Source organism: Microbacterium sp., from assembly GCF_029263575.1.
GTDB lineage: Bacteria > Actinomycetota > Actinomycetes > Actinomycetales > Microbacteriaceae > Microbacterium.
On record NZ_JAJUFV010000036.1, the window covers coordinates 1 to 22,751 of the forward strand.

General features: G+C 65.5%; 20 protein-coding genes, 1 tRNA gene and 1 riboswitch. Of the genes, 7 read left to right on the plus strand and 14 right to left on the minus strand.

Translation table 11 applies throughout. The annotated features are described in order from the left end of the window. From Q1J95_RS05680 to Q1J95_RS05705, 6 genes are all read right to left on the minus strand, one after another. A partial coding sequence (locus Q1J95_RS05680; RefSeq protein WP_300266367.1) for a serine/threonine-protein kinase occupies positions 1–772 on the minus strand: 772 nt, incomplete at its 3' end. After that, a complete protein-coding gene (locus Q1J95_RS05685) occupies positions 769–2,223 on the minus strand; it encodes a penicillin-binding transpeptidase domain-containing protein (protein WP_300266368.1) in 1,455 nt (484 codons plus the stop codon). The genes Q1J95_RS05685 and Q1J95_RS05680, both read right to left, overlap by 4 nt. Beyond that, positions 2,223–3,605, minus strand: a complete 1,383-nt coding sequence (locus Q1J95_RS05690; protein WP_300266369.1) for an FtsW/RodA/SpoVE family cell cycle protein — start codon at positions 3,603–3,605, stop codon at positions 2,223–2,225. The genes Q1J95_RS05685 and Q1J95_RS05690 overlap by 1 nt, the downstream gene beginning before the upstream one ends. Continuing rightward, a complete protein-coding gene (locus Q1J95_RS05695; protein ID WP_300266370.1) occupies positions 3,602–4,924 on the minus strand; it encodes a PP2C family serine/threonine-protein phosphatase in 1,323 nt (440 codons plus the stop codon). The genes Q1J95_RS05690 and Q1J95_RS05695 overlap by 4 nt, the downstream gene beginning before the upstream one ends. 7 nt (positions 4,925–4,931) lie before the next feature. Further along, on the minus strand, positions 4,932–5,444 hold the full coding sequence (locus Q1J95_RS05700) for an FHA domain-containing protein (RefSeq protein ID WP_300266371.1): 513 nt from the start codon (positions 5,442–5,444) through the stop codon (positions 4,932–4,934). A gap of 3 nt (positions 5,445–5,447) precedes the next feature. Continuing rightward, on the minus strand, positions 5,448–6,131 hold the full coding sequence (locus Q1J95_RS05705; RefSeq protein WP_300266372.1) for a DUF3662 and FHA domain-containing protein: 684 nt from the start codon (positions 6,129–6,131) through the stop codon (positions 5,448–5,450). A 243-nt stretch (positions 6,132–6,374) separates the two neighbouring features. On the opposite strand from Q1J95_RS05705, the gene Q1J95_RS05710 reads away from it, so the two are divergent. Continuing rightward, positions 6,375–6,457 (plus strand) — tRNA-Leu (locus tag Q1J95_RS05710). A 79-nt stretch (positions 6,458–6,536) separates the two neighbouring features. Here Q1J95_RS05710 and Q1J95_RS05715 read toward each other — a convergent pair. Continuing rightward, positions 6,537–7,004, minus strand: a complete 468-nt coding sequence (locus Q1J95_RS05715; protein ID WP_300266373.1) for a tyrosine-type recombinase/integrase — start codon at positions 7,002–7,004, stop codon at positions 6,537–6,539. A 9-nt stretch (positions 7,005–7,013) separates the two neighbouring features. Here Q1J95_RS05715 and Q1J95_RS05720 point away from each other — a divergent pair, with 9 nt between their 5' ends. Continuing rightward, positions 7,014–7,364, plus strand: a complete 351-nt coding sequence (locus tag Q1J95_RS05720) for a hypothetical protein (RefSeq protein WP_300266374.1) — start codon at positions 7,014–7,016, stop codon at positions 7,362–7,364. A gap of 247 nt (positions 7,365–7,611) precedes the next feature. On the opposite strand, the gene Q1J95_RS05725 is transcribed toward Q1J95_RS05720, so the two are convergent. The 7 genes from Q1J95_RS05725 to Q1J95_RS05755 form a co-directional block, all read right to left on the minus strand. Further along, entirely contained in the window at positions 7,612–8,604 is a 993-nt protein-coding gene (locus tag Q1J95_RS05725) for an IS481 family transposase (RefSeq protein WP_300266375.1), read from the minus strand. Positions 8,605–9,901: 1,297 nt separating this feature from the next. Continuing rightward, positions 9,902–12,793 (minus strand): aminomethyl-transferring glycine dehydrogenase, encoded by a 2,892-nt coding sequence (gene gcvP, locus Q1J95_RS05730; protein ID WP_300266377.1) that lies wholly within the window; start codon positions 12,791–12,793, stop codon positions 9,902–9,904. Between the two features lie 7 nt (positions 12,794–12,800). Continuing rightward, positions 12,801–13,178 (minus strand): glycine cleavage system protein GcvH, encoded by a 378-nt coding sequence (gcvH, locus tag Q1J95_RS05735; RefSeq protein WP_300266378.1) that lies wholly within the window; start codon positions 13,176–13,178, stop codon positions 12,801–12,803. Next, positions 13,175–14,338, minus strand: coding sequence for a glycine cleavage system aminomethyltransferase GcvT (locus tag Q1J95_RS05740; protein ID WP_300266379.1), 1,164 nt, complete (start codon positions 14,336–14,338; stop codon positions 13,175–13,177). Before Q1J95_RS05740 ends, gcvH begins: the two co-directional genes overlap by 4 nt. A 168-nt stretch (positions 14,339–14,506) precedes the next feature. Beyond that, positions 14,507–14,602, minus strand: a riboswitch (glycine riboswitch). A 44-nt stretch (positions 14,603–14,646) separates the two neighbouring features. Next, complete coding sequence (locus Q1J95_RS05745) at positions 14,647–15,456, minus strand: carbohydrate ABC transporter permease (RefSeq protein WP_300266387.1); 810 nt, start codon at positions 15,454–15,456, stop codon at positions 14,647–14,649. Between the two features lie 119 nt (positions 15,457–15,575). Then, positions 15,576–16,544 (minus strand): carbohydrate ABC transporter permease, encoded by a 969-nt coding sequence (locus Q1J95_RS05750; protein ID WP_300266380.1) that lies wholly within the window; start codon positions 16,542–16,544, stop codon positions 15,576–15,578. A 69-nt stretch (positions 16,545–16,613) separates the two neighbouring features. Beyond that, a complete protein-coding gene (locus tag Q1J95_RS05755) occupies positions 16,614–17,933 on the minus strand; it encodes an extracellular solute-binding protein (protein WP_300266381.1) in 1,320 nt (439 codons plus the stop codon). A gap of 283 nt (positions 17,934–18,216) precedes the next feature. On the opposite strand from Q1J95_RS05755, the gene Q1J95_RS05760 reads away from it, so the two are divergent. From Q1J95_RS05760 to Q1J95_RS05780, 5 genes are all read left to right on the plus strand, one after another. Beyond that, on the plus strand, positions 18,217–18,948 hold the full coding sequence (locus tag Q1J95_RS05760) for an NUDIX domain-containing protein (protein WP_300266382.1): 732 nt from the start codon (positions 18,217–18,219) through the stop codon (positions 18,946–18,948). Next, entirely contained in the window at positions 18,945–20,273 is a 1,329-nt protein-coding gene (gene nadA, locus Q1J95_RS05765) for a quinolinate synthase NadA (protein WP_300266383.1), read from the plus strand. The genes Q1J95_RS05760 and nadA overlap by 4 nt, the downstream gene beginning before the upstream one ends. Next, complete coding sequence (gene nadB / locus Q1J95_RS05770) at positions 20,270–21,805, plus strand: L-aspartate oxidase (protein WP_300266384.1); 1,536 nt, start codon at positions 20,270–20,272, stop codon at positions 21,803–21,805. Before nadA ends, nadB begins: the two co-directional genes overlap by 4 nt. Next, positions 21,805–22,656, plus strand: a complete 852-nt coding sequence (gene nadC / locus Q1J95_RS05775; protein WP_300266386.1) for a carboxylating nicotinate-nucleotide diphosphorylase — start codon at positions 21,805–21,807, stop codon at positions 22,654–22,656. The genes nadB and nadC overlap by 1 nt, the downstream gene beginning before the upstream one ends. Then, positions 22,656–22,751: aminotransferase class V-fold PLP-dependent enzyme (locus Q1J95_RS05780; protein ID WP_300266388.1), on the plus strand; the 96-nt coding region annotated here is incomplete at its 3' end. The genes nadC and Q1J95_RS05780, both read left to right, overlap by 1 nt.

Below are 22,751 nucleotides of genomic sequence, written 5' to 3' on the forward strand. Positions count from 1 at the left end.
ACGACGGCCGGTCGCCCGGCTTCTTCGCGATCATCGCCATGACGAGGTTCTGCACGGGAATCGGCACCGTGGGCGGCAGCGGCGGGGGCTGCTCGTTGATCTGCGCCATCGCGATCGCGACCTGCGACTCGCCCGTGAAAGGGCGCTTGCCCGCAAGCGACTCATAGGCGACGATGCCGAGCGAGTACGTGTCGGTGGCCGGCGATGCCGGGTGGCCGGATGCCTGCTCGGGGGAGAGGTACTGCACCGTTCCCATCACCTGACCGGTCGCCGTCAGCGGCACCTGGTCGGCGATGCGAGCGATACCGAAGTCGGTGATCTTCACACGGCCGTCCGGGGTGATCAGCAGGTTTCCGGGCTTGATGTCGCGGTGCACGAGGCCGGCGGCGTGCGCTGCCTGCAGAGCGGATGCCGTCTGGGCGACGATATCGAGCGTCTTGTCGGCGCTCAGCGCGCCATCGCGCTCGAGCAGGGTCGACAGCGCCTCGCCGGGCACGAGCTCCATGACGAGGAACGCACTGCCGTTCTCCTCGCCGTAGTCGAACACGCTGGCGATGCCCTCATGGTTGACGAGCGCGGCGTGCCGAGCCTCAGCGCGGAAGCGCTCGAGGAAGCCCGGATCTCCCATGTACTCGTCTTTGAGGATCTTGATGGCGACGACGCGCCCGATGACGTGATCGGTCGCCTCCCACACCTCGCCCATGCCGCCGATGGCGATACGCGACTGAAGCTCGTATCGACCGCTGAACGACACACCCTGTGTCGGCCTCATCTGTTAAGCACCGCCTCAATGACCTTCTTCGCGATCGGGGCGGCAAGTGAGTTACCGGATCCCGTCTGTCCTATTCCACCGCCGTTTTCAACGACCACTGCTACCGCAACCTCTGGATTCTCTGCCGGCGCGAAACCGGTGAACCACAGCGAGTACGGTCGATCGCCGTTCTCGGCCGTCCCCGTCTTACCGGCGACGTCGATCCCGTCTATTCTTGCACCCGTCGCGGCCCCATCTGCGACGCTCGCCACCATCGCCGCGGTGACAGCATCAGCGACCGCGGCGTCGAACGCGCGATCGTACTCGGTGTCCTCGTACTGGCGCACGACCGAGAGGTCGTTTCCGATCACCGCATCGACCAGGCGTGGGTTCATCACGGACCCGTCGTTCGCCAGGCCAGCAGCGACCATCGCCATCTGCAGCGGCGTTGCCGTGACCTGACCCTGGCCGAAGCCGGTCAGAGCGGTCTGCGCGTCGTCGAGGCCACGGGGATAGCTGGATGCCGTCGATTTCAGCGGCGTCTCGAAGCTCTGGTTGAAGCCCAGTTTCTCGGCCGTCTCGAGGATCTTCGCGTCTCCGAGTTCGACGGCGAGCTGAGCCATCGGGATATTGCAGCTGAGACGAATAGCATCCGCGATCGAAACCTCCGCGCCGGGGCCGCACGTGCCGCCGGTTGCATTCGCGATGCGCGTCGAGGTGCCGGGCAGCGTGTAGCGGGCCGGGTTCGGCAACGTGGAATCGGGCGTCCATTCGCCGGAGGCGAAGGCCGCGGCGGCGACCACGATCTTGAAGGTCGACCCTGGCGGGTTGAGGTCACCGCGGATCGCCCGGTTCTGCAGCGGGTTCGGCTTCAGGGCGTCGAGTGCGTCGTAGGCCTCGGTGGCCGCTCGGGAGTCGTGCACCGCGATCTCGTTGGCGTCGTAGCCGGGCGTGGACACCATCGCGAGGACGCGCCCCGTCGACGGCTCGATCGCGACGACGGCGCCCTGCAGGTCGCCGAGAGCGTCATAGGCGGCCTTCTGGGCCGCGGCATCCAGGCTCAGCTCGACGCTGAAGCCGGTCTGGGACTGGCCCGAGACGATCCGCTCGATCTCGGAGAAGAACGCGTTCGCTCCCGTACCGGCGAGGTCCGTGTTCAGGGCGCCCTCGATGCCGGTCGCCGACTGCAGACCGGGGTTGAAGAAGCCGGTCACGCTCGACCACATCGGAGAGTCGACGTACTGGCGCTGGTACTGGTAGACATCGCCGGATGCCACGGACGAGGCGATCGGGATGCCATCGGCGATGATGCTGCCGCGTTGGATCTCGTAACTGTCGAGCAGTGTGCGCCGGTTGCCGTCGGTGTGGGCGAGGCCTTCGGCGTCGACGACCTGAATCCAACTGGCTGCCGCGAACAGCGACAGGAACATGAACAGCATCACGATGCTCAGGCGGCGAAGTTCTTTCGTCATCAGCCGATCACCACCCGGGGTTGGCGGCGCACGCCATCGGAGATGCGCAGGAGCAGCGCGACGATCAGCCAGTTCGCGACGAGCGACGAACCACCCGCGGCCAGGAACGGCGTGGTGAGGCCCGTCAGCGGGATGACCCGGGTGACGCCGCCGACCATGATGAACACCTGCAGCGCGATCGTGAACGACAGGCCCGTGGCGAGCAGCTTGCCGAAGTCGTCTTGTCCGGCCATGCCGATGCGCACGCCGCGGCTGACGAACACCATGTAGAGGCAGAGGATCGCGAACAGTCCGATGAGGCCGAGCTCTTCGCCGAGGCTGGGGATGATGTAGTCGCTGTGCGCGAGCGGTGTCAGCTGCGGGCGGCCCTGGCCGAGGCCGGTGCCGATCAGGCCGCCGTGGGCGAGACCGAAGATGCCCTGCACGAGCTGGTAGCTGCCGCCCTGAGCCTCGATGATCTCGGGGTTGAAGGCGTCGAGCCAGTTGACGAAGCGGCCGCGCACGTACGACAGGATCTGCGTCGCGACGGCCACACCGGCGGCGACGAGCAGGAGCCCGATGAGCACCCAGCTGGTCTTGCCGGTGGCGACGTAGAGCATCGCGATGAACATGCCGAAGATGAGCATTCCGGTGCCGAGGTCGCGCTGGGCGACGATGATGCCCAGGGACATGACCCAGACAACGAGCACAGGACCGAGTTCGCGCATCCGCGGCCAGGTGATGCCGAGGACGACCTTTCCGACGCTCGTCAGGGACTCGCGTGTGCGCACCAGGTACCCGGCGAAGAACACGGCGAGGCAGATCTTCGCCAGCTCGCCGGGCTGGAATGAGAACAGGCCGCCGATCGAGACCCACACGTCGGCGGCACCGCGGATGCCGAGACCGGGGATGAACGGCAGCAGAAGCAGCACGATTCCGGCGAGGCCGAACAGGTAGGTGTAGCGGAACAGGACGCGGTAGTTGCGCAGCAGAATGACGATCGCGATCGCGCCGGCGAGCGAGATCGCCGTCCACGCGAGCTGCTTGGTCGAGTAGGCGCCCCAACCGGTGTAGTCCTTGGCGATGTCGAGACGGTAGATCATCGCTATGCCCAGGCCCGTCAGCAGAGTCGCGATGGGCAGGACGAAAGGATCGGCATCGGATGCCACGATCCGCAGCACGATGTGCAGAGCGAAGGCGAGAACGGCCAGGCCGCCGCCGATGAAGAGGATGAACGGATCGATCAGCCCCAGAGCGCCCAGCTGCACGAGCGTGAAGGCGGCGCCGCTGAGCGCACAGGCGAACAGCAGCAGCCAGAACTCGCGGTTGCGCTGCGTCTGCGGCAGGCGCATCCGTTTGAGCGCTTTGATGACCGCGGTGTCGGCTGCGACGTCGGTGGTCATCCGGCATCCTCCCCGTCTGTGCCATCGGTGGGGAGATCGGAGGGGGTGGGCGTGGGCGACGGGGTGACGTCGGGAGTCTCGGTGAGTACGGCTTCGGCGCCCGCACGCAGCCGATCGACGATGGCCATCGCGTCGGAGAGCGAGCGGGCGTTGATCGTGCGCTCGACCGAGGCGCGCTGATACGGAGGCAGCTGGGCGAGCAGGATGCCGGTGTCTTCGATCTCGGTCGACAGCGATATCGGCCCGATGTTCTGCTGCACGCCCTGGAAGATCACGACGCTGTCTTCATCTGCGCCGACGAAATAGCGTGTCTGCGTCCAGTTGTAGGCGAGCACGCCCGCGCCGGTGAGAGCGAGGAGCACGACCAGGAACGCGGCGAACCAGCCGATCCGGCGGCGCTTCGCGCGGCGGCGGTCTTCTTCGATGAGCTCTTCGAGGTAGTCGGCGGCCGGTTCGAAGTGCGACGGCTCGTTGGCGGCCTGACGCACCGGGTGCAGCCAGCTGGTGCGGGCGGGGCGGGCTGCGGGGATGAAGATGCCTGACGGATTCGACGCCGATCCCACGATCGTGGGGGTGCCGGACGAGACCGGATGGATGCCGCCGACATCGACGATCACGATCGTGACGTTGTCGGGTGCACCGCCGTCGAGCGCCTGCTTGAGCAGGTTGTCTGCTGTTCGTCCCGGAGGCTGCTCGAGGCGCATCGCCTTGAGGATGTGCGGCTCGTCGACCACACCCGACAGGCCGTCGGAGCACAGTACCCACCGGTCGCCCGGCATGGTCGGCATGACGAACATGTCGAGCTCCGGGTCATTGTCCATGTCGCTGAGCACCCGCATGAGTACGGAGCGGCGGGGATGGTAGCGGGCCTCTTCGGGGGTGATGCGTCCGGAGTCGACGAGGCGCTGAACGAAGGTGTGGTCGGCCGTGATCTGGGTCAGCTCGTCATCACGGTAGAGATAGATCCGCGAGTCGCCGATATGGCCGATGACGGCGTGGTCCTCGACCATGATGATGGCGCTGACCGTCGTGCCCAGCCCCGCGAGCTCTGGACGCTCTTTCGCCGCGCGGATGAGGTCACCGGCTGCGGTGGTCGCGGCGGCCTGCAGCGAGGCCTGCGCGTCGTCGGTGGTGCTGAAGGACTGATCGAGACGCTCGACGTGCTGGATCGCGATGCTGGAGGCGACGTCGCCGCCGGCGTGCCCACCCATGCCGTCGGCCACGGCGAACAGGTTCGCCCCGGCATAGCCGGAGTCTTGGTTGTTGGAGCGGACCTTCCCGGTGTGGGAGATCGCAGCACTCGACCCTTCGAAGACCATGCGGGGGTCAGGCTCGCAGCTCGAACGTCGTGGCGCCGACCTTGACGGGGTCGCCGATGTTGATCGGCGTGGGGCCGCCGGTGACGCGGCTTCCGGCGAGGAAGGTGCCATTGGTGGAGTCGAGGTCTTGGATCGACCAGGTGCCGCTGCGCAGCATCAGGCGGGCGTGGTGGCTGGAGGTGTAGTCGTCGCGGATGACGAGGCCGCACTCGCTGGAGCGACCGATCGTCATCGGGTCGGTGCCGAGGGGGAGTTCCATGCCGGCTTTGGGACCCGACGTGATGACGAGCTTCGTGACCGTGCTCGCGGTTGCCGCCCCGCTCGTGCGTGGGGATGCCGGTTTCGGCTTGGGCGCTGGAGCTGCTCCGCCGCTGCCCGCGCCCGCTGTCGCCTCGGCGGGGAGCTTTCGCACCTTCACGCCGAACAGGTCGGCGCGCAGCGAGTAGACGACGCCGAACACGAAGAACCACAGCAGCACGAGAAACCCGATGCGCAACAGGAGGAGGACGAGTTCACTCATAGATCACCGCTGCCCTTCGCCCGCGGCCACCGCGACCACACGAAATACCAGGTCGGTTCGCCCGATGGTGATCGTCGTGTCGGTCGGCAATGGTGCTTCACGCACCTTCGAGCCGTTGACCTTGGTGCCGTTGGTGGAGCCGAGATCGCGCATCATGGCACGCTCGCCGTCCCACAGGATCTCGACGTGTTTGCGGCTGGATCCCGCATCCGAAATGGTGATATCGGCGTCGCTGCCGCGTCCGATGACGTTGCGGGCGCGGGTGAGCGGGTGGCGTGTGCCGTTGACGTCGATGACGGCCTGCCAGCTGACGCTGCCCTCGACGGTGCCGGAGTTCACGCGCACGGTGCCGGTGGCGACCTTCTCATCGGCTTCGATCGTGATCGAGAGGGGGCCGGCGAAGCTGTAGCCCTGCGCGGTGGCGTGTTTCTGCAGCAGCCCATGCAGCTCGTCGGTGAGGGCGCCGCCGAGTGCGTGCATCCGATCGTGGTCATCGTCGCTGAGGCGAACGACGTAGCTGTTGGGGGCGATGATGCGGTCGCGGCTGACGACGGCGGCCTTCGTGTCGGCTTCGCGGCGCAGCGCTGAGGCGATCTCTACGGGCTGGATGCCGCTGCGGAAGGTCTTGGCGAAGGCGCCGTTGACGGCGCGCTCAAGACCTTTCTCAAAGCTGTCAAGTAGTCCCACTGGGCTCCTCTGGCATGGCCGACGGTAGACACATCGTAGCCAGTCGTCCTGAATGTGCACCTGTCGACCGCGTCATCTCGCCGAAAAACGTTCTTTCGTATGAGAAACGTCGAACCAACACCTGCCTCATGCGGTTCGACCTTTCTCGCGGAAATATCGGCGTGGGGCGAGGCTGGGCCGGTTCGGCGCAGCGGAAATCGCGTGATATCCTCGGGAAGTTGAGTTCTTCGGAGCGAGACACTCGCGCGAGTGGCGGAATGGTAGACGCGCTGGCTTCAGGTGCCAGTGTCCTTATGGACGTGGGGGTTCAAGTCCCCCCTCGCGCACGCGAATGAAATGGCCCCTGACCTAGGATTTAGTTCTCCGGGTTGGGGGTCATTCGCGTCGGAAGTGCTAGAAAAAGTGCTAAGCCTTGCCGAGATGGGCCGCGAAACGGTCAACTGCCGACCTCTGCATGGTCGGGGTGACGTGGGAGTAGATGTTCATCGTCGTCGTGATCGTTGAGTGGCCCAAGCGCTCCTGGACGACCTTGGGGTGCTCGCCGAGTTCGAGCAGCAGGGTCGCGTGGGTGTGACGCAGGCCCTTGATCGTGACCCGGTGCAGGCTGTCGAACTTCGCGGTCGCCCACTTGAGGCGGCGATCCCAGCGGCTCGTCATCGCGTCGGGTGAGCGGAGCTTCCCGTCATCGTCGCCGAAGATGTGGGCGTCGGCCTTCGCCAGCTCGAACGACACCTCAGCGCGTGCCACCTTGTACGACGCGAGCACCTTCAACGTCTCGGTGTCCACGTCGATCACGCGGGCTTGCCCGGTCTTGGTGGTCTTCGTCTTCGCCCAGTCGTCGGTATCGACGGCGCGGCGGATGCTGACCCGCATCGTCTTTGCATGCAGCTCAGCGACGGTAGCCGCGGTTACGCCGACAAGATCATTAAAGACACCGTCGTCCTTGGCGATGGGGTGCCCGACGGATTGCTGATCTTCTACGGAAAGGTCGTGTCAACGAACCTGAGGAAGGAGGTGCTGTGGCTGAACTCCGGCAACTTCAGCTCCATGCGGGCATCGGTGCGGATAGACGAGAGCCACCTGAAGGGCCTCTTGGCCAGAGAAGGATTGGTCACGCGCACGGAGTTCGTCGGAATGTGGTTCATCTGCGAAGCCCGAGCAACCGAACGGTACCGCGGAGGAGCGAACCTGCGCGTCGACGACCTCACGCGCATCGCTTTCCTGAAGCCGTGAGCCGACCGTAGGAACATCTTTCGCCACCGACGCGGAACCTGACAAGCGATGTGCGGTTCTGGCGGCGCTACTCACCCGCCGCATGACGAGGCGGACCGAACCGACGTGGATGGAAGAACACGGGAGGGGTCTCAGAACCTGAGACCCCTCCCGTGTTCGATGCCCGTCCCTCTTGCCGCGCCGGCATACAGACATCAGACAGCAGTCAGATCATGGTCGCCGCGCGACTTCCGCTTTCCGGCGTCGCCTAGCTGTGATGTCCAGGGAGGTTGTTGATTCTGCTGATGGGTGCGGCTCCGACTGCGGAGTGGTGCCTGTGATGATTGTAGAAGTGCAGCCAGCCGGGTAGCGCGTCTCGGCGTTCGGATTCGGATCCGTAGAAGCGTGCGTAGGCCCAACCGTCGGCGAGGGTGCGGTGGAAACGCTCGATCTTGCCGTTGGTCTGTGGTCGATAGGGGCGGGTGCGTTTGTGTCGGACGTCGAGCATGACGCAGGCATCGCGCCATGCGTAGGAGCGATAGGCCGATCCGTTGTCGGATAAGACGCGCTCCACGGTGACGCCGCGGTCTGCGAACCAGGCGACGGCGCGTGTGAGGACGCCGATCGCCGTGACGGCTTTCTCGTCGCTGCAGATCTCGGCGTAGGCAACGCGGGAGTAGTCATCGATGACGGTGTGCACGAATGCGGTGCCGATGTTCGGGTGACCTTTGCCGGTTCTTCCCGTGCGCAGTGCCGTCGTTGCCTTGTGCTTGTCTCCTTGCTGCTTGCCGACGTACCGCCAGCCACCGCCGTCGGGAATGTTGCCGAACTTGGTCACGTCGACGTGGATCATCGACCCGGGATGGGGATGCTCGTATCGGCGGATGGGCTCGCCGGTGACCCGATCGATGTGACTGAGCCGGTTGATCCGGCAGCGCACCAGTACCGCATGAACAGTCGAGGCCGGGATGCCCAGCTCTCCGGCGATCTGCGCCGGGCCGAGCCGGCGGCGCCACCGTGCCTTCACGATCCGTTTGACCAGCTCAGGAGGCGTCTTAGTGGGCATCGAACGCGGCATACTGGACCTGTCGATCATCCCCGCAGCCCCCTCGGCGCGGAACCGGGCCGCCCACTTGCGTGCCGTGGGCGGCGAGGTCATGAACATCTTCGCCGCGACAGTGGCAGACCAATGCTCTTCGACGATGAGTTTCGCGAGCCGCAAACGAGCGCGAGGGGTCAAAGCAGCGTTAGCGTGGGACACGAAGGCCTCCTGTGTTGCATGAGCGGTTTCTAGACAGCTCCACTCTCGCAACCGGAGGCCTTCACCCCACAGCAATCACGAGCGATTCACACAACAACGCCCCTGGACATCACACCTAGCCCGCCAAGACCAGAGAATACAAAATCGGCATCGTGCAGTTGGAGGTGACTCCCTTTCTCTGCCTCAAGGAACGACCTTGCGACGATTGATCAGACTCGAGGTCGTCACAGTCTTCGCAAATGATGATACGCGAACCGGCGCATTGGATAGCGTTCATGTTCTGCTCCGACACAGCGCCATTAGTCAACCCGTTACAGAGCTACAACAATTTGACGGAATTGACTTCAATAATGAATCAACCAAGCAGGCTATTATTATCTATAATAACCGGCAATCATAGTCGTGCTACCGTTGATTCGCGACACGACCCGAACCATCTCGCCATCCGATTGCTTATAGTAAGTTTTATTTGGATACCAACTCTGACAGGTACTTTTGTACAAATTCTTGTATCTACCGCTATCCCAAAAATTGCCAGAAGCATTTCTTGTGTAGGGGGAAATGGCAATATGTCCAGCTTTTCCACTGTAGCAAATGCGGATCTTAGTGAGTTTAACGCTAGACGTCGTATGGTTCGAGAAAGAAGCTGTGACCGTTATCCAAGAGTCATGACTCAGATTCGGGCTTATCGATGACCAGGAATTGGATATCGTTACTGCGGGTTTCGAACCAATCGAAGCGGTAGCAACACTTCCAGCTGCGTTCGCCGAGGAAGCACCAGTCGTTCCCAAAACTAATCCCAGCAATAATGCGGATATCGATCCGACAATTCTTCTTCGCGCCATTGCGCCCCCCTTTCAATGACGATGACGATACTCCAGCCTCCCCCCAGTTGCAACCACTCGGGAGACGACGTCCCGTGGAGTGGATGCTCGTGCGGTAAACATAGGCGAGCCATCGTGCGATGGTCAGTGAGCAACGATCAAAGTCACTCAACAGGAAGACACAAAGCACGATGGTCCCCAGACCAGCCTGGCCTCCTCAATGAACTGAAGCTTGCCGATGTCACCGATCGCTGCTGAAACGGAACACCAAGATCTTCGCAACCGCCCGGCTCGAGCGCCCTTTCGATACCCAATAAATTCGGGCAGCCTCCACTTATCAGCCGTCCATTGCTGCCCCTTGCGTCGATCACGACACCCGAACTGTTTCTCCATAAATCACCTGAGACACAGCCTCCACCATCCACGGACCACGCGACTCGTCGCGGTCTCGGCGTGGTTTTGTATTCTCGGCGCTAGGCGAATGCCTCGATCGGCGGGCAGGCGCACACGAGGTTTCGGTCGCCGTAGGCCTGGTCGATGCGGCGCACCGGAGGCCAGTACTTCGTCGCCACGAGCGAGGGCACCGGGTAGGCGGCCTCCTCACGCGTGTAGGCGTGGTCCCACTCCCCCGCGATCAGACTCGCCGCGCTGTGCGGCGCGTTCACAAGCGGGTTGTCGTCGGCGGGCCACTGGCCGGATGCCACGGCATCCGCCTCGGCCTTGATCTGGATCATCGCTTCGACGAACCGATCGATCTCGCCGATGTCCTCCGACTCGGTCGGTTCGACCATCAACGTCCCCGGCACGGGGAACGACATGGTCGGCGCGTGGAAACCGTAGTCGATCAGCCGCTTGGCGACATCGTCGACGGTGATGCCGGTCGCCTCCTTCAGCGGTCGCAGATCGAGGATGCACTCGTGCGCGACCCGACCGCTGGAACCCGTGTACAGCACCGGGTAATGCTCATCCAGACGCGCGGCGATGTAGTTCGCCGACAGCACGGCGGCCGCTGTCGCATCGCGCAGCCCCTCCGCTCCCATCATGCGCACGTACGACCACGAGATCGGGAGGATGCCCGCCGAGCCGTATGGCGCCCCTGAGACCATACCACCGGCGAACGTGTGCCCGCCCGCGTGCGTCGAGCGCTGCTCCGACGGGTGTGACGGCAGGTGCTCGGCCAGATGCGCCTTGGCCGCGACGGGGCCGACACCCGGCCCACCACCGCCGTGCGGGATCGCGAACGTCTTGTGCAGATTCAGATGCGACACGTCGCCGCCGAGGTCTCCGAAGCGCGCGTAGCCGAGCAGCGCGTTGAGATTGGCGCCATCGACGTACACCTGGCCGCCCGCCTCGTGCACGGCGGCGGTGATGTCGACGACATCCTGCTCGTACACGCCGTGCGTCGACGGGTAGGTGATCATGAGGGCGGCGATCTCGTCGGCGTGCGCGGCGATCTTGGCGCGCAGATCGTCGAGATCGACGTTGCCGAGTTCATCGCACGCGACAACGACGACCTTCATTCCGGCCAGAACAGCGGATGCCGCGTTCGTGCCGTGCGCGGACGACGGGATGAGGCACACGGTGCGGTGCTCATCGCCATTCGCACGGTGGTAGCCGCTGATGGCAAGAAGCCCGGCGAGCTCGCCCTGCGACCCGGCGTTCGGCTGCAGAGACACGGCGTCGTAACCGGTGACCTCGGCGAGCCAGCCCTCGAGCTGGTCGATCAGCTCGAGGTAGCCCTGCACGTCGGATGCCGGCGCGAAGGGGTGAATCTGCGCGAACTCGGGCCAGGTGATCGCCGCCATCTCGGTCGCCGCGTTCAGCTTCATGGTGCACGAACCCAGCGGGATCATGCCGCGATCGAGCGCGTAGTCCCGGTCGGCGAGGCTCTTCAGATACCGCATCATGGCGGTCTCTGAACGGTGCAGGTGGAAGACCGGGTGAGTGAGGTACTCGTCGGTGCGACGCAAGCCACCCCAGGCCCGCGCAGCCGACGTCAGCGCAGCGGAATGCCAGGTGCGCCCGAACGAGACGCCATTGTTCGAAGGCTCCGCGCCGAACAGGCTCGCCACCGCGGCGAGGTCGTCATACGACGTGGTCTCGTCGACCGACACGCCCACGACATCGGTCGAGACCTCGCGCAGCAGCAACCCCGCCTTGTGCGCGTCAGCGACGATGGCCCCGCTGCGGCCGGGAACACGAACCTCGATCGTGTCGAAGAACGCGTTCTCGCCCACGTCGAGGCCGCCCTCACGCAGCCACTCGGCGAGCGTTGCGGCCTTACCGGCCACGTCTTCGGCGATCTGCCGCAGCCCGTCAGGCCCGTGATAGACCGCGTACATCGACGCCATGACCGCCAGCAGCACCTGCGCCGTGCAGATGTTGCTCGTGGCCTTCTCACGGCGAATGTGCTGCTCACGCGTCTGCAACGACAGCCGGTAGGCGGGCTTACCCGCGGCATCGACCGATACGCCGACCAGGCGGCCAGGCAGTTGACGCTCCAGCCCCTGACGCACGGCCATGTAGCCGGCGTGCGGCCCGCCGAACGCCATCGGCACGCCGAAGCGCTGGGTCGTTCCGACCGCGACGTCGGCGCCGAGCGAGCCGGGCGACGAAATGAGGGTGAGCGCGAGCAGGTCAGCTGCGACCACAGCCAGCCCGCCGGCGACATGCGCCGCGTCGATCACGGCCGACGGATCCCAGACGAGACCGGATGCCGCGGGGTACTGCACGAACACGCCGAAGAGCTCTTCCGGCAGCTCTTCGCCGCCGGACAGGTCGCGCTCGACGAGCTCGATGCCGAGGGCATCCGCACGCGTGGCCAGCAGTGCCTTGGTCTGCGGGAACGCGCCGGCGTCGACCACGAACACGTTCGACTTCACCTTCGAGGCGCGGCGGGCCAGCAGCATCCCCTCGGCCACCGCCGTCGACTCATCGAGCATCGACGCGTTGGCTGTGGTGAGTCCGGTCAGATCGGCGACCATCGTCTGGAAATTGATCAGCGCCTCCAGGCGCCCCTGCGAGATCTCCGGCTGATACGGCGTGTAGGCCGTGTACCACGACGGGTTCTCCAGGACGTTCCGCTGGATCACGCTCGGAGTGAAGGTGCCGTAGTAGCCGAGCCCGATCATCGAGCGGTTCACCGTGTTGCGGGCGGCGAACCCACGCAGCTCGACGAGTGCCTCGGCCTCGGTCGCTGCCGGTGGGATGACCGAGTCCCCAGGCCCGGTCGACAAAATGGCAGCGGGAACGGCGCTGCGCATCAGTTCTTCGATGGGAGCCTCGCCCGAGACGCCCAGGGCGTCGAGCATCGTGCGCTGGGTCTGGGCCGTGGTTCCGATATGACGATCGGCGAACGTTGACACTGCGCGATCAACCCTCCGTCAGTGCGACATAGGCGTCGCGGTCGAGCAGACCATCGGCCGCGCCCTCGGCGACCGTGATCTTGATGAGCCAGCCGTCCTCGAAGGGCGCGCTGTTCACGAGCGACGGGTCATCGACGACAGCGTCGTTGATCTCGGCGACCGTGCCGTTCAGGGGTGCGTAGAGCTCGCCGACAGACTTGGTCGACTCGATCTCGCCGACCGTCTCCCCCGCCGAGATCTCGGTGCCGACGGCGGGAAGCTCGACGAACACGACGTCGCCGAGCTTCTCCGCGGCGAAATCAGTGATGCCGATCGTGACGGTCGCGCCGTCGATCGCGAGCCACTCGTGCTCTTCGGTGTACTTGAGTGCGGTGAGATCGGTCATTTCTTCCTCCGGTAGAAAGGCAGGGCGGTCACGGTCGCGGGGATCTTCGTGCCCCGAACATCCAGGTAGACGGTGGTTCCCGCGTCGGCGTAGGCGGGGTCGATGTAGGCCATGGCGATGGGATGACCCAGCGTCGGGCTGAGCACGCCCGAGGTGATCTCGCCGAGTGCCGTGCCGTCTTCGGCGACGACGGCGTAGCCGGCACGGCCAGCGCGGCGCCCCTCGGCGGCCAGGCCGACGAGCACCCGTGCGCCTTCGGCGGGCGCGGGAGCATCTTTTCCGACGAAGTCGTCTTTGTCGGATGCCACGACCCGCCCGAGTCCGGCCTGTGCTGGCTTCGTGTCCAGCGACAACTCGTTTCCGTACAGCGGCATGCCCGCTTCGAGGCGCAGTGTGTCGCGAGCGGCCAGCCCGGCGGCGACGAGGCCGTGGGCCTCACCCGCAGCCAGGGCGGCGTCCCAGAGGGCGGCGGCGTCTTCGGCACGGACGAGCAGCTCGAAGCCGTCTTCGCCGGTATACCCGGTGCGGGCGACGAGGAGAGGTTCGCCGTTGTAACGCGCCGACGCCCATGAATAGTACTTCTGCTCGCCCCACGCGACCGAGACGTCGGTGATGCCCTCGACTGCGGCAACGATCTGCTCCGATGCCGGGCCCTGGATCGCAAGCAGCGCGTAGGCGTCGGAGACGTCTTCGACGGTGACGCTGCCGCCAGGAAAACCGAACGAAGCCGCATCCGGCTGTGCGTTTCGCTTCGCCTCCAGGTCGCTCAGTGACCGCGCCGAGAGAGCGTCGGCGACGGCATCCCGATTGCCCGCGTTCGAGATGATCAGGAAGCGATCCTCCGCAAGTCGGTAGACGATGACGTCGTCGATGATGCCGCCGGTCTCAGCCAGCAGCAGCGAGTACTTGGCCTTGCCGACCTTCATGGTCGACAACCGACCGGCGAGCGCGTAATCGAGATACGCGGCCGCAGCTGCGCCGGCGACCAGGAACTCGGCCATGTGCGAGATGTCGAACAGCCCAGCGGCCTGGCGCACGGCATGATGCTCGGCGAGATCGGAGGTGTAGCGCACGGGCATCTGCCAGCCGCCGAAGTCGGTGAACGATGCTCCCAGCGATTCATGTCGCTCGCGAAGCGGAGTGAAGCGGGCCTGCGTCATGAAGTTCTCCCGTGTTGATCGGAAGGATGCCGTGCACGCTGCACAGTATCCGAGAACTCCCCCTCTGTCATGTGCCTGAGAGTTTCGACCCTTCGACAAGCTCAGAGAGCGTGTGCGGAGGGGTCTTTCACCGTCGGCGGATGCGTGAGCATCGCTTTTCAGAGCGGCCTGACCTGCGCGGTACGCGGTACCTGAGAGATTAGCGGGGAGGCTTGCTCCTTCGGTGCCCGGCTGCCATCACCGGAGCTCTCCCGCACGGGTCGTGGGGCCTGTCTTCGATTGTCCTGCTCAGTCTAGCCGGTCGCCCGTCACCCCTTGACCGCGCCGGCGACGAGGCCGCTGGTCATACGACCCTGAACGATCACGAAGAAGATGATCACCGGGATGGCGACGATAGCCGACGCGGCCATCACCTGCCCCCAATTCACGGCCTCGGTCGCACTCTGCTGCACGAAGCCGCGCAGCCACAGCGGCAGCGTGCGGTTGTTCTCCATGATCACCAGCGCCACGGTGAACTCGTTCCAGCACTGCAAGAAGGCGAAGACTCCCGATGCCACGAGTCCGGGTGCCAGCAGCGGCAGCGTAATGCGCATGAACGCCTGGGTGCGGCTGAGACCGTCGACCATCGCGGCTTCTTCCAGTTCGAGCGGGATGCCGGTGACGAAACCGCGCAGCATCCAGATCGTGAACGGCACGACGGCTGCGACATACAGAATGCTGAGCCCGAGCACGTTGCTGAGCAGCCCCAGCGACGACATCATCTTGTACTGCGCGATGAACAGCCCTTCAGCAGGAAGCATCTGGATCAGCAGGATCGTGACGATGAAGCTCACCCGACCGCGAAAGCGGAACCGGCTGATGGCGACCGAGGCGAGGAAGGCGAACAGCAGACACACGGCCACCGACAGCAGCGTGACGGAGACGCTGACGGTCAGCGCAGAGAAGAACGCGGGTGTGAGCACCTGCTCGAAATTGGTCAACGAGCCGCCGAACGGCACGAAGGTCGGGGTCGCCGATTCGAGCGTCGCGCTGTCGAGCATGGATGAGTTGATCATCCAGTAGACCGGGAAGGCCCAGCCGACGGCGAGCACGAGTGCGAGCAGGCTGAGCAGCCACATGCCGGTGCGGAAGCGCTGACGACGAACGGGGATCAGCGTGCCGTCTGCGCTGGCAACCGTCTGCGAGCGCGTGCTGCGGCTGCTCTTCGCCGGAGCGGATTCAGGGACGATCGTGGAGGTCAATTCGACTCCTCCTTAATGAGTCCGCGCACATAGAACCAGCTCAGCGCGATGGTGATGGCAAGGACGAAGATCGACATCGCCGCGCCGCCGCCGAAGTCCATGCCGGCGACGCCGGTCTTGTAGATGTACGTGCCCAGCAGGTCGTAATCGGTCGATTGCGGACCGGCGTCTTGCAGCAGCGTGATCTGTGCGAAGACCCGCAGATCCCAGATCAGGTTCAGCAGCAGCACGATCGCGATGACGGGCTTGAGCACCGGGAAGATGATGTAGCGGAAGCGCTCGAGAGCACTGGCGCCGTCGAGCTGCCCGGCTTCGAGCACTTCGCCGCTGACCTGGGTGAGGCCGGCGTAGGCCGAGAACGCGACGAACGGCACCGACATCCAGGTGACGACGATCGAGGCCACCATGAAGAACAGCAGCGGGGTCGTGCCGATCCAGTTGAATTCGCCGACATCGACGCCCGGAAGCAGATTGAGCAGATAGTTGATGACGCCGCGGCGCCGGTCGAACAGCCAGATCCACACGGTCATGGCCGCGATCACCGGCATCGCCCAGGCCAGCAGCAACGCGATCTGCAGCGCGAAGCGGGCGACAGGATGCACCTTCGTCATCAGCAGAGCCAGCAGCACGCCGATGACGACGGTGGCGAAGGCGGTGATGAGACAAAACAGGATCGATCGGGCCGTCACCTCCCAGAAGGTGGGGTTCTGAACGATCGAGATGTAGTTGTCGAACCACACGAACTCCGGCGGCTTGCCGCCGAGCTGCTGCATGGCGCCGTACTTCTGGAACGACGTGACCGCCTGCCAGACGACCGGGTACCCCATGCCGAGAAGCAACACGAGCGCCGCGCCGAGGATCAATGCGTAGGGTGCCGCCTTGACCTTTCGCGCGGATGCCGTCTCGTGTGCGGGCCGCGCGCCGCGAGGATGTCTCGTCGGAGGAGATTCGATAGTGGAGGTCATGTTCACGCGCCAGTCTGTGAAGAGGTGCGGGGGGCGGGGCCGCGCCCGGCCCCGACCCCCGCGAAGATGTCAGCCGTTGATGATGTCGTCAATCTTGGCGTCATATTCCTCTGCGAGTGCGGCGATGTCGCCGCCTTCTGCAACCTTGCCGAAGAACTCCTCGAGGATCTTCTGGCCTTCGACCGCTGCCCAACCGGGTGCTGCCGGGGTCAGCTTCGAGTTCAGCGCCGAGTCGACCAGGGCGGTGGCGAACTGGTCATCGCCGAGCGCGCCGACGAAGTCGGTGTTCGCCGGGCCGAGACCGTTCTCTCCGAGCAGCGTCTGGTACTCATCCGAGAAGATGATGCGCAGCAGCTCCTTGGCGCCGGCCTGGTTCTCACTCTTGGCCGAGATGGCGACGTTCGATCCACCGGCGAACACCGGGGCGAAGCTGCCCTCTTCGACACCGGGCAGCGGGAAGACGCCGAAGGTGTCGTCGTTCCACTCGCGGACCTCGCCGCCTTCTTCGTTGTCGCCGGTGTAGTCGCCGATGGACCAGTGCGCCCAACCGGGAGCGATGATGGTCGCCGCGCTCGGCGGTGCGCCGGTCTTGTCGTTGTTGATGAAGACCCAGGGCGTCGAGTCCTGCTCGGTCGCCGGAGCGTTCGAGGCGTTCTCGAACAGGTCTTGGAACTGCTCGAGGCCTGCGATCGTGTTCGGGTCAGATAGCGCCGACGACCAGGTGTCGCCGTCCTTCGTGGCGAGCTCTCCGCCGTTCGCGAAGATCCACGAGACGCCGTTGCGCCAGTCCTGGCCGCCGATGTAGAAGCCCGACTGGTCGGCTGTCGCGAGCTGCTTGACGGAGTCGTTGAACTCGGCGAGCGTTGTGGGCACCTCAAGGCCGGCAGCGTCCCAGATGTCCTTGCGGTAGGTGATGTAGCGCGAACCGAAGTAGTACGGCAACGCGTACTGCTTGCCATCGACTTCGCCGACCTCGACGAACGACTCGAGCAGCTTGTCGCCGCCGAGGTCTTCATAGATCGGGCTCAGGTCGCTGAAGGCACCAGCGGTGGTGAAGGTCGGCGACCAGGTGTTGCCGATCTCGGTGACGTCGGGGGTGTTGTTCGCGTCAGGAAGCTGGTTGGTGAGTTTCGTGAGCGCGTCGCCCCAGTCTTGCTGCTCGATGGTCAGGGTGCCGCCGGTGGCCTCTTCATACTCGGCGACGAGATACTCGCGGGCTGCTTCCGGGGTGTCACCGCCCATGACCCAGAACGTGATGTCTTGGCCCTGCGCGGCTTCGGTGTCGAACCCGGTCGCGTCTTCGTCGCCACCGGTGTCACCGCTCGCGCATCCCGCCAGCACGACGGCTGTCGCGCTGACCAGGGCGAGAGCTCCAAGCTTTCTCTTCATGATGATCCTGTCTCTCGGTGGGGCATCGACATTCGTCGAGAGCCCTCAGGTGTTCGGGTCGGGACTGCACACTTTTCTACACTGCGTTGTCGTCGATGACAGAGCCGATCTGAGCGCCGTGTCTTCTTTGACGTGTTTGTTAGTAAACCGTCCGAATTAATTATTCGCAAGCTCTTTCTCTGCGGGCTCGGTGAATTTTATTGAACCGTTACTCTCCCCGACGTCATAATGTCGACTTCATGTCAGCGTGACTATAAGATCGATGACGGAGGTTAAAGTCACAGTGACCAGAACCGAGCAGCATTCCGAGCCGATCCGCGTGGCCGTCTCAACCGTCATCCTCACGCTGCGACGTGACGATGACGGCGAGCCGCCGCGCATCGCGCTGCCGCTGGTTCGCCGCACCCGCGCACCGCATCAGGACAGCTGGTCACTTCCTGGTGGGTGGCTGCGCGACGACGAGAACCTCGAGGATGCCGCGGCGCGAACCCTGCACGAAACCACAGGCCTCTCCCCCAGCTATCTCGAGCAGCTCTACGCCTTCGGCGCCGTCGATCGCTCGCCGAGTCGCGTCGTCTCCATCGTCTACTGGGCGCTGCTGCGTTCAGACGAAGTCGATGCGCAGAGCGCCGCCCATATGGCTTCGGGTCTCGCGCCCGAGAATGTGCAGTGGTTCGAAGCGGCCACCCTTCCCACGCTGGCGTTCGATCACAACCAGATCGTCGACTACGCGCAGTGGCGGCTGCGCAACAAGGTCGGCTACAGCCGCGTCGCGCACGGGTTCCTACCGCCGACGTTCACGCTCGCCGACCTGCGCGAAGCATACGAGGCAATCCTCGACCGACGCCTTGATCCAGCAAACTTCCGCCGCCAGGTCGAAGCATCCGGCACCCTGCTGCCGACGGATCAGTTTCGCACCGGAAGCCACCGGCCCGCCCGCCTGTACCGCTACGACGACGCCGTCGAGCTGGCCGATCGCGGCCCGCTCGCCACCGAAGAGAAGAGGACCCGATGACCCTCGAACAGCCACAGGGATCAACACTGATGCGCCCGGACGGCGGTGTCGATGCATCCGTCGACCATCTGATCCAGACGATCGTCGACACGAAAGACGCCACGTGCTCCACAGACCTCGCGGCCGGACCATGGACCTTCGACAGCGTGCCCGGATACGGGCCGGGCTCCTCGATGGGCGATGTCATCCCGACGGGAGCGCCGCGCCAGGGCGAGCTGCCCGTCGACTACCGTGAGGCCAGCGAAGACGATCTCGACAAGCGCATCCGCGCCGCCAAGGAGGCTCTCGCCGACCGCGTCGTGATCCTCGGGCACTTCTATCAGCGCGAAGAGGTCGTTCAGCACGCCGACTACGTGGGCGATTCCTTCCAACTGGCCAATGCCGCCCTCGAACACCCCGACGCCGAGGCGATCGTCTTCTGCGGTGTGCATTTCATGGCCGAGACGGCCGATCTTCTCTCGCAGCCCGAGCAGGCCGTGATCCTGCCGAACCTCGCCGCGGGCTGTTCGATGGCCGATATGGCCGATATCGATCAGGTCGAAGAAGCGTGGGAGCAGCTGGCCGACGTGCTCGGCCCGCTCGACGTCGCCGACGAGACGGGCCGGGTACCGGTCATCCCCGTCACGTATATGAACTCCTCCGCAGCGATCAAGGGATTCGTCGGACGCCACGGCGGCATCGTCTGCACGTCGTCGAACGCGCAGACCGTGCTGCAGTGGGCGTTCGAGCGCGGACAGCGCGTGCTGTTCTTCCCCGATCAGCACCTCGGCCGCAACACAGCCAAGGCGATGGGCGTGCCGCTGGAGCAGATGCCGATGTGGAACCCGCGTCGCCCGCTCGGCGGCTCCACAGCCGACCAGCTCATCGACTCGCGTGTCATTCTCTGGCACGGCTTCTGCTCGGTGCACCGCCGTTTCACGGTGGCGCAGATCGATCAGGCCCACGCCGAGCACCCGGATGTACGAGTGATCGTGCACCCGGAGTGCCCGATGGAAGTCGTCGACGCCGCCGACGAAGCAGGATCGACCGACTACATCCGCCGGGCGATCGACGCGGCCACCGAGCCCACGACGTTCGCGATCGGCACCGAGATCAACCTGGTGCGTCGCCTCGCCGCGCAGTACCCGCAGCACGAGATCTTCTGTCTCGACCCGGTGGTCTGCCCGTGCTCGACGATGTATCGCATCCACCCCGGATATCTGGCGTGGGTCCTCGAAGAGCTGGTCGCCGGCCGCACACCCAATCGCATCCAGGTCGCCGCCGACGTCGCCGACCCCGCCCGGGTCGCGCTCGAGCGGATGCTGGCCGCAAAGCCCCGCGCATGAGCCGAGCCGCCACCCGCGTCATCGTCGTCGGCTCCGGCATCGCCGGGCTCACAGCGGCACTGCACGTGGCCGAAGCCGGCCACCGCACCACGCTCGTCACGAAAGACGCCCTCGGCGACGGTTGCACGCCATTCGCCCAGGGCGGCGTCGCCGGCTATTACGACAGCGGTGATTCAGCCGCGCAGCACGCCGAAGACACCCTCGCCGCCGGCGGCGGTCTGGCAGAGCCCGCGGCCGTCGACGTGCTCGTGCGCGAGGGCGCCGAACGGGTCGCCGAGCTCATCACGCGCGGCGTCGCATTCGATCGCGCAGCCGACGGCACGCTGCAGCTGGGCCGCGAGGCCGCGCATCGCCACGCCCGCATCCTGCACGCCGGCGGCGACGCCACTGGGGCCGAGATCTCACGGGCGCTGATCGCGCAGCTGCGCTCACGCCCGATCGAGGTCTGCACGCAGACGTTCCTCGTCGATCTGCTGGTTTCCGAAGACCCCCTCGCAGGTCGTCGGGTGCGCGGCATCCGCGCCCTGCGCGACGGAGCGTTGGTTGAGATCGAGGCCGATACAGTGATCCTCGCGAGCGGCGGTGCCGGACAGCTGTACGCGCACACCACGAATCCGTCCGGCGCGACCGGCGACGGCATCGCCGCGGCCATCCGCGCGGGCGCAGCCGTCGCCGACCTCGAGTTCATGCAGTTTCACCCCACGGTTCTCGCCACGGGCGACGCGTTCCTCATCTCTGAGGCCGTGCGCGGCGAGGGTGCCGCACTCATCGACGATGACGGTCGACGGTTCGTCTTCGACACCCACCCCGACGGCGAACTCGCGCCGCGTGATGTCGTCTCGCGAGCGATCGCGCAGCACGCTGCCGCTCAGGGATCTCCCGTGCGATTGGATGCCAGGATGATCGGCGCTGCGCGCCTGGCCGAGCGCTTTCCGACGATCGATCGGGTCACACGCGATCGCGGCTTCGACTGGGCGCGCGAACCCATTCCCGTCACGCCCGCGGCCCATTATCTGATGGGCGGCGTCGTCACCGATCTCGACGGCCGCACGTCGCTTGCGGGACTGCTCGCCGCCGGTGAGGTCGCCCGCACCGGCGTGCACGGCGCGAATCGTCTGGCCTCGAACAGTCTGCTCGAGGGCGCTGTCTTCGGCGCGCGTGCCGCAGCGGCCGCCACCGACCCGTTCGAATCGCGCAAGTTGCTGCATCCGCGGCGCGGATCGAGCAATTTGCGCGATTCGAACGCCAGCGGCGGCGGCAGCGGCGGCGGCGGCGGCGCCAACATCAGTCGTGCCGCCCTCCAGCAACTGATGTGGAAGCACGTCGGGCTGCTGCGCACACACGACGGACTGGCCGAAGCCGCGACGACCCTTCGTTCGTGGCGAGGCGGCGCGGGCGCAACCAACCGCACTGAGCTCGAAGACGCCAACCTGCTGCTGCTGGCTGAAGCCACGGCATCCGCTGCCGTGAAGCGCACCGAATCGGTCGGCGCACACCACCTCTCCCGCGAACCCGCCCTGATCGGAGCCTGATGCTGACCACTGCCACCCTCACCCGCGTCGTCGGCGCCGCCCTCGAAGAAGACGCGCCCTGGGGCGACCTCACGAGCACGACCCTGCTGCCGGTCGACGCCACGGCCGTCGCCGACCTCGTCGCGCGCGAGCACGGCGTCTTCAGCGGCGGCGATGTCTTCGCCACCGCCTTCACCCTCACCGACCCCACGGTCACAACCGATCTGCACGTCGGCGACGGCGACGCGTTCGCGCCGGGCGATGTGCTCGCCTCGGTCTCGGGGGCGGCACGCAGCATCCTGACCGCCGAACGCGTCGCACTGAACTTCACCCAGCGCATGAGCGGTATCGCCACCCTGACCGCGCAGTACGTGTCAGCGGTCGACGGCACCGGCGCGCGAATCGCCGACACACGCAAGACCACACCCGGCCTGCGCGCATTCGAGCGGCACGCCGTCGTCTCGGGCGGCGGCAACAATCATCGCCACTCGCTCTCGGACGCCGTCATGGCCAAAGACAATCATCTGGCCGTACTGCGGGCTGCGGGGGCCGACCTCGCCACCGCACTGCGCGAGACGCTGAAGACGCTGCCCCACACAGCGCACGTCGTGATCGAGGTCGATCGGCTCGACCAGATCGAGACGGTGCTCGCGGGCGGCGCTCACACGGTGCTGCTCGACAACTTCTCGCTCGACGATCTGCGTGCGGGTGTCGCCCTGATCGGCGATCGGGCGACGGTCGAGGCATCCGGCGGCGTGAGTCTCGATACCGTCCGGGGCATTGCCGAAACCGGCGTCGACGTCATATCCGTCGGCGCGCTCACGCACTCGGCCCGCGCCCTCGACCTCGGACTCGACGTGCGGATCTCGTAATGCTGTACCTCGATCACGCTGCCACGTCTCCTGTGCGCCCGGAGGTGCTCGCGGCGATGCAGCCCTACCTCACGGGCATCTTCGGAAACCCCTCG